General features: G+C 70.5%; 14 protein-coding genes and 1 pseudogene. 8 read left to right on the top strand and 7 right to left on the bottom strand.

Annotated features, from left to right (window positions below; genetic code table 11):
• Positions 1-349 precede the first annotated feature (349 nt).
• Complete coding sequence (locus ACFVT2_RS39980) at positions 350-601, top strand: hypothetical protein (RefSeq protein WP_390026470.1); 252 nt, start codon at positions 350-352, stop codon at positions 599-601.
• A gap of 287 nt (positions 602-888) precedes the next feature.
• On the opposite strand, the gene ACFVT2_RS39975 is transcribed toward ACFVT2_RS39980, so the two are convergent.
• From ACFVT2_RS39975 to ACFVT2_RS39965, 3 genes are read right to left on the bottom strand one after another with little or no spacing between them, the layout of a single operon-like run.
• Positions 889-2,010, bottom strand: coding sequence for a lipid II:glycine glycyltransferase FemX (locus ACFVT2_RS39975; protein ID WP_390026468.1), 1,122 nt, complete (start codon positions 2,008-2,010; stop codon positions 889-891).
• 60 nt (positions 2,011-2,070) lie between these two features.
• Positions 2,071-5,031: a BTAD domain-containing putative transcriptional regulator gene (locus ACFVT2_RS39970; protein ID WP_390026466.1), complete on the bottom strand. Its 2,961-nt coding sequence runs from the start codon at positions 5,029-5,031 to the stop codon at positions 2,071-2,073.
• A 28-nt stretch (positions 5,032-5,059) separates the two neighbouring features.
• Positions 5,060-5,827 (bottom strand): SDR family NAD(P)-dependent oxidoreductase, encoded by a 768-nt coding sequence (locus ACFVT2_RS39965; RefSeq protein ID WP_390026464.1) that lies wholly within the window; start codon positions 5,825-5,827, stop codon positions 5,060-5,062.
• A gap of 322 nt (positions 5,828-6,149) precedes the next feature.
• On the opposite strand from ACFVT2_RS39965, the gene ACFVT2_RS39960 reads away from it, so the two are divergent.
• The 3 genes from ACFVT2_RS39960 to ACFVT2_RS39950 all read left to right on the top strand — a co-directional run bounded on the left by ACFVT2_RS39960 (position 6,150) and on the right by ACFVT2_RS39950 (position 8,739).
• Positions 6,150-6,605, top strand: a complete 456-nt coding sequence (locus tag ACFVT2_RS39960; protein WP_390026461.1) for a VOC family protein — start codon at positions 6,150-6,152, stop codon at positions 6,603-6,605.
• Positions 6,606-6,865: 260 nt separating this feature from the next.
• Entirely contained in the window at positions 6,866-7,243 is a 378-nt protein-coding gene (locus tag ACFVT2_RS39955) for a VOC family protein (protein ID WP_390026475.1), read from the top strand.
• A gap of 1,310 nt (positions 7,244-8,553) precedes the next feature.
• Positions 8,554-8,739: a hypothetical protein gene (locus ACFVT2_RS39950; RefSeq protein ID WP_390026459.1), complete on the top strand. Its 186-nt coding sequence runs from the start codon at positions 8,554-8,556 to the stop codon at positions 8,737-8,739.
• Here ACFVT2_RS39950 and ACFVT2_RS39945 read toward each other — a convergent pair.
• Positions 8,722-9,951, bottom strand: a complete 1,230-nt coding sequence (locus tag ACFVT2_RS39945) for a TrmH family RNA methyltransferase (protein WP_390026457.1) — start codon at positions 9,949-9,951, stop codon at positions 8,722-8,724. The genes ACFVT2_RS39950 and ACFVT2_RS39945 overlap by 18 nt on opposite strands.
• Positions 9,952-10,179: 228 nt before the next feature.
• On the opposite strand from ACFVT2_RS39945, the gene ACFVT2_RS39940 reads away from it, so the two are divergent.
• The 3 genes from ACFVT2_RS39940 (at position 10,180) to ACFVT2_RS39930 (ending at position 12,523) form a co-directional block, all read left to right on the top strand.
• Positions 10,180-10,578: a MerR family transcriptional regulator gene (locus tag ACFVT2_RS39940; RefSeq protein ID WP_390026455.1), complete on the top strand. Its 399-nt coding sequence runs from the start codon at positions 10,180-10,182 to the stop codon at positions 10,576-10,578.
• A 101-nt stretch (positions 10,579-10,679) separates the two neighbouring features.
• Complete coding sequence (locus ACFVT2_RS39935; protein WP_390026453.1) at positions 10,680-10,805, top strand: hypothetical protein; 126 nt, start codon at positions 10,680-10,682, stop codon at positions 10,803-10,805.
• A gap of 266 nt (positions 10,806-11,071) precedes the next feature.
• Positions 11,072-12,523, top strand: a complete 1,452-nt coding sequence (locus tag ACFVT2_RS39930; RefSeq protein WP_390026451.1) for an MFS transporter — start codon at positions 11,072-11,074, stop codon at positions 12,521-12,523.
• A gap of 580 nt (positions 12,524-13,103) precedes the next feature.
• On the opposite strand, the gene ACFVT2_RS39925 is transcribed toward ACFVT2_RS39930, so the two are convergent.
• Together ACFVT2_RS39925 and ACFVT2_RS39920 are read right to left on the bottom strand one after the other, a co-directional pair.
• Positions 13,104-13,772 (bottom strand): class I SAM-dependent DNA methyltransferase, encoded by a 669-nt coding sequence (locus tag ACFVT2_RS39925; protein WP_390026448.1) that lies wholly within the window; start codon positions 13,770-13,772, stop codon positions 13,104-13,106.
• 97 nt (positions 13,773-13,869) lie between these two features.
• The gene (locus ACFVT2_RS39920; protein ID WP_390026445.1) at positions 13,870-14,427 is read right to left on the bottom strand and encodes a hypothetical protein; all 558 of its coding nucleotides are present in this window, start codon (positions 14,425-14,427) and stop codon (positions 13,870-13,872) included.
• A 73-nt stretch (positions 14,428-14,500) separates the two neighbouring features.
• Between ACFVT2_RS39920 and ACFVT2_RS39915 the strand changes: the two genes are divergently transcribed.
• The gene (locus tag ACFVT2_RS39915) at positions 14,501-15,370 is read left to right on the top strand and encodes an acyl-CoA thioester hydrolase/BAAT C-terminal domain-containing protein (RefSeq protein WP_390026444.1); all 870 of its coding nucleotides are present in this window, start codon (positions 14,501-14,503) and stop codon (positions 15,368-15,370) included.
• 76 nt (positions 15,371-15,446) lie between these two features.
• Here the strand turns inward: ACFVT2_RS39915 and ACFVT2_RS39910 are convergent.
• A pseudogene (locus ACFVT2_RS39910) lies at positions 15,447-15,539 on the bottom strand (transposase); the annotation flags it as partial.
• Positions 15,540-15,680 lie beyond the last annotated feature (141 nt).

Below are 15,680 nucleotides of genomic sequence, written 5' to 3'. Positions count from 1 at the left end.
CCGGCCCCTACGACGAGAACATCACGGTCCACCCGGTCGGCATCGCCAACTGACCACCACGAAGACCCCTGACCTGAGTGTCTGGTTCCGGTGGGATGGGTGCCGCGCCCGTTTCAGCGTCCCAACTATGCCTGGCGCCATAGCTTCTGGGACGGATCTCCCCGCAGGGTCAGATCGTCCAGGCCAAACCCCGATGCCCGCCGCGGCCCCGCCCCTGAGTGCGGGCTGCGGCGGGAGGATCCATAAAGCCCAGGCCATTGGCCTGGGAGAAGAAAGGCTCTGTATGAACGGGAAAATGGGTCGTCTAGCCGGTCGCCGCACCGTGCGCTCAGTCGGTGCCGTCGCTACCGTGCTGCTCGCTCTCGGTGCCGTCGTCGGCGCCGCCACCAGCGCGTCCGCCACGCCTACCGCTGTGCGAATACGCGGAGGCGCGCGATGGGGGCAAGAGCTGTACCGCCTGCATGTCGCGCACTCGCGTGGCCACGACCAAGCAGAGCCACTTGCCGAACTCGCCGCCATGGACGCCGAGCGCGTCAAGATCCCGGACACGGACGACGGCCGCCGGCTCCGGCCCGCCCTCCGCGGCACCCACCCAGCCTGATGTTCCTCACGCGGATCCGTGACGCCACCGAGGAGTACGGACCTCACGTCTATTCGTTTATTCGTTGTTCGGTCGAGGAACCCGTCCCCCCTTGTGGTCAGGACAGGGAGCCTGAGGCGCCGGAGCCGCCTGCCGAAGGGGAGGAGGGGCGGTAGTGCATGGCGAGGCCGGCGTGCTGGTCCGGCCTGGCGGCACGGTGCGCGTCAGGGTGATCGAGGCGGGCGCGGCGTCCGTGCAGAAGAAAGGCTGCAATCCGGGCTAACAGGCTGGAGCGAGCATTCATCGTGTTACCTCCAATTGGCGTATGCCAAGGGTAGCGAGCGCTGCCGATTCCGTGTCGACGAATGGGGAGTTGGGGTGTTGCGCGCGCTGGCCGCGGTCCCGGTGGCGGATCCCTCCGCGGACCGTGCCTTCGGCCAGGCCCGGACGCGCGGCGACCTGGCGGTGTTCCATGCCAGACACGTCCCGAGATCACTGCGTACTTCCCGCGGTCGCCCGTGCCCCATGGCGCGAGGACCGCTGCGCACGACGGGCGGTTCAACCGGCCGGTCTGCGGCTGGCGTTCCACACTCACCGCATCGGTGTCGACGGTCAGCACGAGGTGGCCGCAGGATCAGCGACTGGACCTCGCGCTTACGGCTGGTGGAGGCGCCGTAGGAGTACCAGACGTGGTCGCCGACGGTCAGCATCGTGGCCGCCGCGAGCACCTCGCCCTCGTGATAGGCAAGGTAGAGGCGCATGCGGTCGGGGTCCTCGGCCTTCAACGCGGTCCACATGCGCTGGAAGTAGGCCAGCGGGCGCGGCATGAACCGGTCGCGCTCGGCGGTCTCCACGTAGATGTCGTAGAAGGCGGTCAGATCCTCGTAGCCGCCCTGGACGACCTTGACGCCGGCCTTCTCCGCCTTCTTGATGTTGCGGCGCCACTGCTGGTTCAGGCCCCGCTGGACCTCCTCCAGGGACCGCCCGGCGAAGGGGACTTGGAAGACGTAGCGCGGCTGGCCCGCGGCGAAGCCGTCCTCGCCTCCGGGCTCGGTCTGCTGCCAGCCCATCCGGCGCAGCCTGCCGGCGATGTCGAAGGCCCGCGGCTCGTGCGCGGTGGCTTCCACATCGCGCAGCCGCCGGGCCTGCGGGTCGGCGATCGCGGCCTTGACCACCTCGGCACTCCAGCGTCGGGCCACCACGGGCGGCCCCATCTTCACCGAGAACGCACCTCGTGCCCTCAAGTACGCGAGCATCGGCTCAAGCCACCGCTCCAGATCCGGCGCAGCCCAGTCGATGACCGGCCCCTCCGGCAGGTAGGCGAGGTACCGCTTCAGCTTCGGCAACGGCCGCAGCAGCACCAGTCCCACCCCGACGAGGCGGTCGCTCTCGTCGAACCAGCCCAGGCTCTCCGCGGGAGCGCTCACCACGGGCTCACCGTGCGCGCACCGCGCTCGCCCGCTCACCGCGGAGGGCGACCGCGCTCACCGCTACGCGGCCACGGCCTCAAGGACGGACTCCATGGCCTTCTCGGACAACCCCAGCATGCGCAGCACCTCCGGGGCGTGCGCCCTGACCGTGTCGGCGACCTCGGCGGCCTGCCGGTAGTGCTCGCGTGCCTCCGTGCGGTGGCTCCGGGCCGCGGCGACGCGGCCGAGGCCGACGAGCGCGCGCACCCGGGGCCCCAGACTCTTGATCCAGTGCGGATCGATCCGCTCCAGCGCCTCGGAGTAGAGCCGTTCCGCCTCTGCCAGGTCGCCCTCCTCCAGGGCGATGTCGCCGAGCCCGCGCAGCGCAGCCGCCAGGTAGGTGGAGCTGCCGGCGCGGCGGGCGAGCGCGGCGGCGTCCGCATAGGCGTTACGGGCTCCCGCCGCGTCGTCCCCGGCGAGCTGATCGCCCCGGTTGACCAGCAGGTCGGCGCTGTCCTCCAGGGCGCCGAGCTGTTCGGTGAGCACCAGGGCCTCGTCGGTCAGCGCGACCGCCCGCGTCCGGTCACCGCGTGCGCCGGCCACGCCGGCCAGCGTGTCCAGGGCCAGCGCGATGCCCCAGCGGTCACCGAGCGAACGGAATCCCTCCAGGGCCTGGCCGAAGGCGTCCTCGGCCGCCGTGGGATCCCGCTGGCCGAGGTGCCCGAACCCCGACACATAGTGGGCGGCGGCCCGCGCCCACGGCTCGGGACAGTCGCACTGCGACGAGACGAGCGCGAATGCACCCCACGGGTCCGGTCCACCCGCGTTCCGCATCATCCACAGCAGCAGGACGACCGGGTAGCGGCCCGACCGGTCGCCGGGCCACGCGGCCGCCAGCGCCTTGCCGGCCGTCGCACGGTGCCGCTGCCACACCTGCCCCCCGGCATCGCCCGACGCCGACGCCGACGCCGACGCCGACGCCGACGCCGACGCCGACGCCGACGCCGACGCCGCGCCGGCGAGCAGCACGCACGTCGCGTACTCCTCGCCGAACCCGTCGGGGACCGCCTCGCCCACCGCTGCGAGCAGTGCGATCGCCAGTGGCGCGACCGACGCGGACGCGCCCCGGATCCACAGGTAGTTGAACGCCGCGGCAAGCAGCTCGAAGGCCGTCTCCACCGCCGGCTCCTCGACTGCCCAGCGCAGCGCCGCCAGGAGGTCACCGTGCTCGGCGGCGACCACGGGCAGCCACTCCAACTGCTCGGCCCGCCGCAGATGCGGGTCGGCCGTCCGCATCAGCTCCAGCAGGCGCTGGGCGTGGGCGCGCCGCACGGACTCGCCTTCGCCCGCCGCGTCGAGCCGTTCGGCACCGTACGCGCGGATCGTCTCCAGCATCCGGTAGCGGCCGCCCGCGACCTCCAACAGCGACTTGTCGGCCAGCGCCTCCAGCGTCTCACCGTCGGTGCCGCACACCCCAAGCGCGGACCGGGCCGTCGCGCCCCCGGCGAAGACCGTGAACCGCCGCGCGGCCCGCTGCTCGGGCTCGGAGAGCAGATCCCAGCTCCACGCGACCACCGAGCGCAGCGTGCGGTGCCGCTCGTCCGCCGTACGGTTGCCGCGGGCGCCGACGGCGAGCAGGTCGTCCAGCCGCCCCGCCAGGTCGTCGATGTCCAGGGTGCGCGACCGCGCCGCCGCGAGCTCGATGGCCAGCGGCAGGTCGTCGAGCGCCGCGCAGATCCGCCGCACGACCTCGGGGTCGGCGGTGAAGCCGCGCCGCACGGCACCGGCCCGCTCGGTGAACAGTCGTACGGCCGCGTCCTCGTCGAGCGGCCGCACGGGGAAGAGGTGCTCGCCGATGATGCCGAGCGGCTCCCGGCTCGTCGCCAGCACCCGCAGCCGCGGGCAGGCCGCCAGAAGCCGCGCCGCCAGCCCGGCGACCTCGTCGACAAGGTGCTCGCAGTTGTCCAGGACGAGCAGCAGCACCTGGTCGGACAGCGCCGCGATCAGACGATCGACCGGCGCCTTCGCGCCGCCGTCCATCTGGAGCCCGTTCTCACGCAGGCCGAGCGCGCCCAGCAGGGCATGCGGCAGGCCGGCACCGTCGCCCAGTGGGGCCAGCTCCACAAAGCACACCCGGCCCGCGGCGCCCCCGACACCCGCGACCTCGACCGACAGCCGGGTCTTGCCGACGCCGCCCGGCCCGATGAGGGTGACCAACCGGGCCACCCGCAACACCTCGACGACCTCGGCCACCTCATCGGCGCGCCCCACGAAACTCGTCAGCTGGGCGGGCGGCGCGGCAGGCGACGGCGTCGGATCGGCGCTCAGCAACTCCCGGTGCAGCGCCGTCAGTTCGGCCGAGGGATCGGCGCCCAGCTCGTCGGCCAGGTGCCGCCGGGTCTCCTCGAACACCACCAGCGCCTCGGCCTGCCCGCCCTCGGCGAACAGCGCCCGCATCAGCAGCCCCGCCAGCCGTTCCCGCAGCGGATGGCAGCCGACCAGCTCGCGCAACTCGGGTACGACCGCCCCGTGCTCGCCGAGCCGCAGCGCCGCTTCGATGCGATCTTCCAGTGCCCCGAGCCGGCGTTCTTCCCACCGCACGGCGGCGGCCCGGGCCGTCTGGCTCTCGGGCAGGTCGGCCAACGCCGGTCCTCGCCACAGCTCCAGCGCCTCGTCCAGCAGCACGACCGCCCGTCCGGCGTCGCCGTCGGCGAGCGCCGTACGGCCCTGTCCGGCCAAGCGCTCGAACCGGGAGGTGTCCACCTCATCCGGATCGACCACGATCCGGTACCCCGCGCCGGCCCGTTCGATCGCGGCCCCGGCGCCCAGTGCGGTACGGAGCCTGGACACCTGGGACTGCAGCGAATGCGCCGAACGCGCCCCGGCGGGGTCGATCTCGTCGGCCAGCCGGTCCGTCGAGACGACCTCTCCCGGGCGCACCAGCAGCAGAGCCAGCAGCGCCCGCCGGGCCGGTCCGCCCAACGGGACCTCGCCGCCGTCGCCGTGCCACGCTCGGGTCTCGCCGAGGATTCCGAACCGCATGCCGGCGATTATTCATCGGCGCGCAGGATCACGGGGCGATCGGGCCGAGGAAGGTCCCGCCGGAGACGTCGACGGTCTGACCGGTCACCCAGCGGCCCTGCGGGCCGGCCAGGAACGCGACGACGTCCGCGATCTCCTCGGGCTCGCCCAACCGCCCCAGCGCGGTGATCGACTCCAGCCCGGCCACCACCTCGGGGACGGAGGTGTAGCCCGCGGTCATGTCGGTCCGCACGGCGCCTGGCGCGACCGTGTTCACCGTGATGCCGCGGCGGCCGAGCTCGTTGGCCAGCGACGGTGCCATCGACTCCAGCGCCGCCTTGCTGATCGTGTAGCCGATCTGGGTGGAGACCGCGAACCGGCTGGCCGTGGAGCCCATGTTGATGATGCGTCCGCCGTCGTTCAGCAGCGCCATCGCGCGCTGGATCACGAAGAACGGGGTGGCGACATTGACCTCCATCAGCCTGCCGAACTCCTCCTGCGTGACCTGCGAGATCGGGTTGCCCGAGCTGATGCCCGCATTGTTGACCAGGATGTCCAGCCCGGCCCCCGCCAGCCCCACGGTCAGCTCCTCGAACAGCCGGTCCACCGCGCCGTCCTCGCCGAACCGGGCCCGCATCACGAACGCCCGGCCGCCCGCCTCCTCGATCCGCCCCACGACCTCCTTGGCCGCCTGGTCGTCGCCGCCATAGTGGACGGCAACCAGCGCGCCCTCGGCCGCCAGCCGCAGTGCGACCGCCCGGCCGATTCCCCGCGAACCGCCGGTCACCAGTGCCGTCTTGCCGGTCAGAACGTTCATCGTCGCTCCCTGTCGGGTGGCCGGTCCGCGGCGGATCCGGCGATGACCCAACAGTCGCGGCCAGGGCTCACCGGGAGCTCACCGCCAGCTCACCGGGGTACGTCGGCACCAGTCAGCCTGACGATGGGACCGAACACCGCCATGCGCCTGGACGCCATCCACCGGCGTGCAGGCGTGCCCATGGGCAGTCCTGCCAACGAGCAGAGCGGCTGAGCAGACCTTCCGGCCGTCAGCGGACTTCCACCAAAGCCATGCCGTTTGAGAACGCTGAGCTCAGTTCCCACTACTGGGCCTCTGCGCCGACGTGTCCGATCATGGGTGGATGACTGGCTTTTACCATGTGTGCTTCGTGGTCCCCGACATCGAGCAGGCGATGCGGGACTTTCAACGTTCGGCTGGGGTCGAGTGGAGTGACCCGGTGTCCGACCGGATGGGTGAGTGGGACTACCGCATAGCCTTCACTACGGGTGGGCCACCGTTCATCGAACTCATCACCGGGCCCACAGGCAGTCCCTGGGATGCCTCCCAGGGCGCCAGGTTCGATCACATTGGCTTCTGGTCCAGCGATGTCGGGCAAGGATCCCGGCGCGTGGAGAAGGAAGGCATGCCCGTGGACTTCTCCGGCTGTCCCTACGGTCGGCCGTTCGCCTATCACCGTATGGACAGCATCGGGGCCCGCATCGAGTTCGTCGACGTCAGCCGGCAGACCGCCTTCCTCGACACATGGCATCCGGGCGGGGAACCCATGCCTGTCATTGACGAGAACTCCAGAGGCTGAACGTGCGCGGTTGGTCGGCCGCCTTCCGCGGGCTGCCTCGGTCACGCAGGTCATTGCGGAGTGTTCCGCACGCGTAGCTGTCGCGCCGCTGACGGGTTGCCCACACGCAGCTGTCACGACTCCAGCGGCTGATGCTCGGCGGCTGGGTGCCCGGCCCCGCCCGCCGTGGGCCCACCGCCCAGCGCCCACCGCCCAGCGGCCGGCCGAGCCGCTATCCGACTGGACTACTGTGCGAACATCGGGCAGTGACGGGGAATCACATGGAGATCAAGGACGTCATCATCGATTGCCGGGACCCTGAGCGGCTGGCTGCGTTCTGGTCCGAGGTGCTGGGACGTCAGATCGCGGCCCGGACCGGCCCGTACGTCTGGCTGGCCAGAGCCGGCGGCCCGGGCCTTGGCTTTCAGCGGGTCGAGGGCCCGAAGGCCGGCAAGAACCGCGTCCACTTCGACGTTTGCGCCCCCGACCCCGCCGCCGCGCAACGGCGGATCGAAGCCCTGGGCGGCCGCCGACTCCAGGAGTTCGCCGCCAGCGGCTTCCTGGTCATGGCCGACCCGGAGGGCAACGAGTTCTGCGTCATTCCCCGCGAACCGTTCGACGTCGACGACCAGGGCCGCACGGACTACCTGAACGCCTGAGCCCGCCCTCTGGTCCCTGCGCCGCCGGCTCCCGCTGCCGTCGTCCGGCCGTCCGGTCGTCCGTTCGCCGTTGCCGGCCCGGCGGCCGGGCGTGACGGCTACCTGATCCTTGCAACCCGCCCGTTGCGGTCCGGCGCGGCGCCCGTCGGCTGTCCGGCCTGTTCGCCGTCGCCCGGAAGTCGATCGCGCCCACCGCCCACCGCCCACCACCCGCTGTTCCGCCGGCCGGGCGCCGCCGTCAGGATGCCGCCTTTCGTGCACCGCCGGTCGTCTGGCCGCTCGGTCGCGCGCCGCCGACCCCGGGGTTGGCCCCGCCGCCAGTCCGACGCCGGGCTTCCGTCGACCGCCGCCCGAACCGCTGCCGCCGGTCCGTCGCGGGGAGTCGAGGGCTTGCTACTGCCCGCCCCCCGCAGCTGCGGGCCGGCCGTTCGCCGGGGCCCGTCGGCCCCCACACCACGAGGACGTAAGACCCGCGACCCCGGGCCCGCCAAGCCCCTGGCCTTATGACCGCTCCTGACGATTCGACATCCTGCTCGCCGACGACCGCCGGCCCACCTGGCATGAGCCTCCGCGATCGGCGTTCGGCTCCAGGGCGGTGCGTGACTCTCACTCGCGCCTCTCTCCCCGTCTTTGTATGCACAAAGACGGGGAGAGTGCACCGGAGAGGTGTGCGCACGGGCCATCCTCGCCGCACGCGATGCGTTCGGCATCTTCGCGTGCTGCACCTGTGGGCCATTTGGCCGGGGCGCCTCGACGGAGCGGGGCTGGCGGGTGGCATCTGCACGGGGCGGGGAGACGGCAGGAGCGAGCGGTGAGTGCTGTGCCATCGGCGGTCGCCAGCGGGCCGTGGAGGGCCTGCTCGCCGCGTCGAAGGAGGGATCACCCCGGCCCGGTGCCGATGCGGGAGGCTTCACTTCGATCCCGGCATCTTGAGGTCCTTCGTGCTTGCTCGGAGGCAGCTTGGTGCCCCATCCCGTAGCTACCGGGTGGGGGTGGAATTCGTCTCGCTGACGATGCAGGCCCGTACCCACGACGCGTGGGTGGTGCGCAACATGGACGGATAGACATCGCGATTGGTCTGAATGGCCGTGCCTTGTGTCGTGCCGTCGACCCCGGTGATGGTGCCGCCGGCTGGAGCGCGGCGTCCCGTTCCAGCGTTCCAGGCATCGCGTGCTTCTCCTGGTCGAAGGCGGTTTTTGCGTTCGAGTGTCCCAAGTCATCCATATTTTGCGGCAGTTGGGACAGATCCCGCAGACTCAAGCCGTTAGTCCAACGCGATCCACCGCACCACCGAAGGGGGACGCCCGAACATGAACCCGATCCGATCCCGCTGCCGATCGGTGGGCGGCAACGCCGATTTCACCGAAGATCCCGGGCCGTACTCCGGTAGTGCCGATGCCGTCGGTGATTTCGCGGACGATGCCGTCGGCGGGCTGGTGGGCGGACCGCTTCCAGACTTCGTCAGAGAGTGGTTACGCTCACCGCTGCCCGAGTAGTGCGGTGGCGTTGTGCTGAACCCGACCCAGCAGCTGCCGGAGCATGGTGCGTTCGTCCACGGAGAGGTCAGCGAGGAGGCTCTGTTCGATCTGCTGGTGGATCGGCCAGAGGGCGGCCAGAGCCTGTTCGCCTGCCGGGGTGCAGGTGTAGCCGTCCCCGTCCGGGGTGAGCCAGCCGCGTTCTGTCAACGGGGCGATCAGGGCGTCCAGTTCTTCGGATCCCACGCCCAGGTCGCGGCGGAGTTCCGTGGCCGGAGTCCGCTTCTCGGCGGCGATCACCATCACGGCGATGAGCTGGGCGGAGGAGAGGCCGGCCGCCTCGCGCATGGCGTGGTCGAAGGCGTCCCTGATCAGCCGGCCGGTGAGCGAGATATCGCGGCCGAGGCTGCCGCGGATGCGTTCGGTGAGCATGGCGAGCACCATCCTGGTTCGCAGTTCGTACATCGAGATCCCGGCCGCCACCCCGACGTTGAGCGATTCCACTTGCCCGGCCATGGGAATGGCGACCAGCAGGTCGGCGGCGTCCATGATCTCCTCGCTGACGCCGGCCGTCTCGCCGCCGACGACGAGCGCAACGGGGCGGCCGTCCAGTGGCGCGAGTCCCTGCACCTGGCTGCCCCGCGGGCTGGTGGCCACGATCTGAAACCCGGCCTCGCGCAGGCCCACCACCATGTGCCGGGGCGAGGAGAAGCGCCGGACACGGGCACCCAGGACCGAACCGCGCGAGGCGTCGAGCACCCGTCGCGAGCTGAGGTCGGTGTCGAGATCCGTCAGCACGACATCGTCCACCCCGAGGGCGCGGGCGCTGCGCACGATGGTGCCCAGATTGCCCGGGTCGGCCACGCCGTCGCAGACCAGCGCGAACTCGCCCCAGGGAAGGTGCGGGTCGACCGCGGCGGGCAGCGGTGCGACAGCCAGCCAGGAGACCGTGCGGGAGGCGCCGGCCACCTGCCGCAAGACCCCGTCGCGGACACGGTGGACGGCAACCGCCGCCCGGTGCAGCCGCGCGGCGAGCTCGTCGTCCTCCGCCGTATCGGCCCCTTGCGCGCGCAGCACCACATCGAGTCGGGCTCCGGCCGCACGAACCTGTTCGATCAGGGAACAGCCCTCAAGAACGCATAGCCCGGCGGCGATGCGCTGAGTGCGGGTCTGCAGTGCGCGCGCCTGAGCAACCCGCGGATCCTTGACAGAGGTCACCACGTCTTCGGCCACCGGGCAATGATCCCACCGTGATCGCGGACCAGATGACACGGGCGGCGCCCGCCGGGTTCGGTGCACGGTCGACCTGTCGACAGCAGTGGAACGTGCGGACCTGCTGGTATCCCCGTCGCCATGGTCACGGTGCCGTGGATCACGGCTTCGGACGGTTCCTGATCGACGGTATCGGCCGCCTCGGACGCTTGACCTTGACGCCCGTGTCAGGGTTCTAGTGTCCGAACCATGTTGAAGGAGATCGAGATGCGGATCGGAGAGCTGGCGAACCTGACCGGCGTCAGCGCCCGGTCCCTGCGCTACTACGAGCAGCAGGGCCTCCTGGCGCCCCTCCGCGCCGAGAACGGCTACCGCGTGTACGGCGAGCTGGACGCCGTACGGGCCGCGAACATCAAGGACGCCCTCGACGCCGGCCTCACCCTGGACGAAGTCCGCCCCGCGCTGGTCAACGGTTGCCTGGACGTGCCGCTGCGCGAAAGCCCTTACTGCGCTGATGAGTTGCGGCGGGCCACCGACCGGCTCACCGCGCTGGACGACCGGATCGCCGCGCTCCAGGAGCTGCGCGGCCGGCTCGCGAAGCACATCGACGAGACCGTCACCCGCCGCCCCGTGGAGGGCACGGACTGACGGCCGCCACCGAAACGCGGGCCGGAACCTACGGTGCCGCGCCGATCAGGCGTGTCCTGCCACTGACCCCGGGCCGCCTTCGACGCCGGAACCGACACGACATGGTCATCGCCGGGGCGCACCCCGAGATCGCCGCCGACCTGCGGGTGAGCGAGCCGGCGGCAGGCCAGCTCGTCACCGTCTTCACGCTCGCCTTCGGCCTGGGCACACCGGTCATGCCGTCCTGACGCCTACGGCGAACCGGCGACACCGTTGATCACACGACCAGGCAGCCGGCCCCGAATCCGTCGGGAGCACCCAAGTGACAACGAGTCAAGCCGTGTTCGCCACCAAGACCGAGGTCATATGGACAACTGCGTCTGGGCCAACGTCCCGATGGCCCCCTCCCAGGCCCGCCTCGCCCGACGACACGGCATGAGGATCGATCGAGTTCGCGTCACAACCCTGAGCACCTATGAATCCGACAGGCCCTGAACAACCATTGGAGTACGAAGTGACACGTCTTGACACGGAACCAGGAACGGGAGCGCCGGATACCGGCGTGCCCGCAGGCCGACGCCGGCGGGCGCTCGTTCTCCTTGCCGGAGCGCTGGCTCTGGACACCAGTGGAGTCGCGGTCATCAATGCCGCGTTGCCCTCCATCGGTGATGAGTACAACATCGACGGCTCCACGCTGCAGTGGACGATGACCGCCTATGCCATTGCCTTTGCCGGGTTCCTCCTGTTCGGGGGCAGGGTCGCGGACGTCCTGGGCCGCAGGAAGATCTTCGCAGTGGGCATCGCGCTCTTCGCCGCGGCCTCGCTGGGCGCCGCGCTCGCTCCGACCGTTGGGGTGCTGATCGCGGCTCGTGCACTGCAGGGGATCGGTGCAGCACTGTCCGGCCCTGCGTCGCTTGCTCTGCTCAGCCAGATCTTTCCTGAAGGACCGCAGCGGAACCGGGCGCTGGCGGTCTATGCGGCGACCGGCGCGTCCAGCTTCAGCGCCGGGCTGGTCGCGGGCGGGGCCCTCACCGACTTCCTTGGCTGGCGCTCGGTGTTCGCCGTCAGTGTCCTTGCCGGAGTTCTGATCCTGGCAGGGGTCCGGGCGCTGCTTCCTGCGGGCCGGCGCCAGCCGCGCCCCCTGGACATCCCGGGCGCGATCCTGGTCACCCTGGGTATAGGACTTGTCGTTTACGGCGTGAGCGAGGGCAGCGAAGTCGGCTGGGGGTCCGCACAGGTCCTGATCTCACTGGTGTTGGCCGTGATCGGGCTGGCGGGCTTCGTCGTGTGGGAGAAGGGGCGTACGGAGCCGCTGCTCGCGATGAGTATCTTCCGCAGCCGCCCGGTGAGGGCCGCCTCCCTGACCGGCGCTGTCTTCTACACCGGTGCCGGTGGGCTGCTGTTCTTCTCGCCGCTGTACGCGCAAGGGATACTCGGTTACTCGCCGTTCGAGTCTGCACTGGCCGTCCTGCCCGTGGGCGTAGTCGTGATCATCAGCTCGCAGATCGCCGGACGCCTGATGTCGCCAGCGGCTTACAAGCCCCTGATGGCTGCCAGCCTGCTTCTCATCGGAGGCGGCGTCACTCTGTGGGTGGGCACACCTGAGGACGGCTCGTACTGGGTGCACATGCTCCCCGGCATCGTGGTCATGAGCACCGGCCAGGGTTTGGGTTTCGGCGCGATGACGGCCGCCACGCTGGAGGGCCTGCCGCTCCACCAGCACGGAGTCGCTGGTGCGGTCAATGTGACCGCGCAGCAGATCGGCAACAGCGTCGGTTTGGCGATCTTGGTTGCTGTTTCGACCGGTGTCAGCGGCGGTGCCACAAATCCAGCCGATCAGCTGTCAGGTTTCCACGCGGCATATTGGGTGGCGGGCGCCATCGGGCTCCTGGGCGGGCTGACCGTTCTGCTCACCAGGTTTCCCAAGGTGGACACCGCGCCATCAGCCTCCGAGGAGAGGCAGTGACAGCGCCGGCCGGACGTACCTGAACACGCCCGGCGGCCGTGCCCTGCCCCCCACGAGGGCAGGGCACGGGTCATACTCCGCTTCGACTGCATCCTCCCGGCAGAGCCGCCCGAGTCCTCGGCGAGCGCGACGAGGCGGGTCGTCGGCTGATGGGCCGAAACGGCTGCCGTCGGCCGTGGACGGTCACCACCTCGGACGGGGCCGATCGAGCTCACCGCCCCGCAGGAGAACGACAAGCGCACCGACGGGCCACCGGGGACGCGGCCGATACCGTCGATCAGGAACCGTTCCGAAGCCGTGATCATTTCTTACGGCTTCGGGAGCAATTGAGTTGAGGACAGGCTGGCTTGGGGGTTCGGTTCGGCCGGTAGGTGATTCAGCATGCCGTCGTGGGGACGGGCACCAGGACGGTGCTGGTGTGCTGGTGCGCTGGCGGGCCGGTCGCTTCGCGGAGCGGTCAGCGACGTGACTGGCGATCGCGGCGTGGGTCTGGCCCTGAGGGAGTATCCGAACCGAAAGCAGCGGTAGGCGTCAGGTGGGCCCCGGCAGGAGACCCTGTGCCGCTTCCGACGCCCGATCGTCAGCCGGGACGCCTGGCCATGACGACCACACCCGGCCCGCTGTACTCCTCCGGAGGGAGTCGGAGTTCGGCGACCGGATGCAGGCCGGCCTGCTCGATCAGATCGACGAGTTGTTCCGGCCGCCACTTGTGTGTCGTCCAACGAACGGGTACGCCCCCGTATGCCTCGGTGCGCACTGCGTCCTCGTCGCCGACGTGTGTCGCGGTGATGAAGTGCCCACCCGGCTTCAACGCGCGCGCGAACAGGGCGAGAACCTGAGGAAGGACGTCACGGGGGAGATTGAACAGCGACCACCACCCGAGCACCCCGCCAAGGGACGCTTCGCCAAGGTCGAGGTCGGTGGCGGAGGCGACACTGAAGCGGCAGTGCGGATGAAGACGGCGCGCGTTCTCGATCATGCGGGGAGAGAGATCGACCCCGGACACGTCGAGTCCGCGTTCGGCGAGGTAGGCGGTCACCGTTCCGGGTCCGCAGCCGACGTCGAGGACGGGCCCGAGCTCGCTCACGGTGTCGGCGAAGGCGTCGACTGATGCCTTGAGCCAGGGATGGCGACGGATGTCGCCGACTCCCGTGGTCACCACCATGTGGGCGTAGTTGTCGGCCACGCGGTCATAGGACTCACGGACCACGTCGAGGTCGGCTGGGCGATCAACAGGATGTGCGCGCATCAGCCAACGATAGGACTGTGCAGCGGACTTGGCGCTGGTAAAGCGGTCAACGCCAAGCCGCTGATCACGGCTCGGCCGTACTCGTGCGGGCGCTGACTCAGTTCTCGTACTCGCGGCGGGCCTTGCGCCGTGCCGGGACCGCCGGGACACCTTGGACGCCGTCGAGGGGGTGGCAGCGGGCGAGGAACTGGCGGTGGACCGCTGGGGTGGTGCTGACGCGGAGGGTGTAGCCCTGGCCGCGCCGTACCGTCACGCCGTGGTCGAGCGCGGCCCGCTCGGCGGACTCCAGTTCGGCCGTGCGGAGGAAGTCGGCGATCTTGCCCGGCATGTCGAGGGTGGCCGACAGCTCCGGGGCCGGGGCGTCCTCGCGGCCGGCGGCGGTGTGCTCAGGCATGAGGCCGGCGACGGCCGTGCGGATGGCGCCCCGGCTGACGCCGTGCTCGCGGGCCAGGGCGGCGATGGACCGGCGCCACCCAAGGTTTCTGGCTGTGGACTCGATGGTGGTACTGAGCCATGTGCGGCTGGTGTCTCGTAGCGGTGCCTGCATCGGGAAGCGGCGATGGAATTCGGCGATGGCCTGTGTGACAACGAGGAGGTCGTCCCTGAGGATCGCCGTCTCCAGCGGATCGATGCGAACCAGTGCCGCATCAGCCAACCTTTGCCCTTATGAGGCCGGGCTGATCACTCCTGGGATGATCTCCGATACCAGCCCACCATGAGGGGGTCCAGTGGAGATCATCGAGCACGCGATCAATGCGCACTGCGAGGGTGTGATGGTGGAGCCCGTCGGGGGCAGCGCGGTGGGCGTGCTGGTGCTGGCTGGTTCGAGCGGCCGCATCGAAACCGAGCGTTGCCGCCTGCTCGCGCGCACCGGGATGACTGCGCTGTCGATCCGATGGTTTGGCGGCGAAGGGCAACCCGCGGGAATCTGCGAGATTCCACTGGAGACCTTCAGCACCGCGATCGATCTGCTGCGGGCCAAGGGGGCGGAGAGGACAGGTGTGCTTGGGGTGTCCAAGGGTGCCGAAGCCGCCCTGCTCCTCGCCATCCACGATCCGCGTGTCGATGCGGTGGTTGCGTTGTCGCCCACCTCCGTTGTCTGGGCGAACGTCGGCCCCGGTTCCGACGGGAGGACCTACCCCTATCGCTCGTCGTGGACGTGGATGGAGGAGCCTGTCCCGTTCGTCTCCTACGACGACAGTTGGGCTCCCACGGAAGCGGAAGGGGAGCCCACTGCCTACCGAACGCACTACGAGCGGAGTCGGCAGACCTTTGACGAGGCGGCGAGGCAGGCCGTGATCCCGATCGAGCGGTCCGCTGCTGAGATTCTGCTCGTGGCGGGTGGTGACGATGAAATGTGGCCGTCGTTGGTGTTCGCGCAGGAGTTGGCGTCACGCCGCGCTTCGGCGGGCCGCACTGCCAAGGTCATCAGCACGGCCGACGCCGGGCATCGCCCGCGGTTGCCAGGGGAAGGGCCGGCCGCTCCTTCCCACCGGTTCCGCTACGGCGGTACTGCCGAGGCCGACGCCGACCTCGGCGCGAAGGCATGGCCTGACATCGTGGGCGTGCTCGCAGGACCTGTGGTCCTGGGGAGCTGATCAGGCCGGCCTGGTGTCAGGCGACGTTCGCCTTGGCCACGACCCGGCGGAGGCGCTCGTCGGCAGCGTGTGGTCAGGTAGAGGTCGCCCGCCTTCGGGGTCTGGGCTCACGGTCGGGGGCCTTGTGTCTTCCGCCGCGTTCGGCCCACTGTCGGCCAGTCGGCCGGGGCGGGGCTGGAGGTGTCCGGCGCCGCCGACCGCCTCGTGATCCGAGGTGCCTGCCGGGAACAGTCGGCCGGGCCGGCGCTGTTGCATCGACCGAGGGACCGGTGCCGCACGGGCGGGGAACACGGAGACCGCAGGTCGTCCG

The organism is Streptomyces sp. NPDC058000, assembly GCF_042886435.1.
In the GTDB taxonomy this organism is placed as follows: domain Bacteria; phylum Actinomycetota; class Actinomycetes; order Streptomycetales; family Streptomycetaceae; genus Streptomyces.
This window is presented reverse-complemented; position numbering and strand designations above follow the sequence as displayed.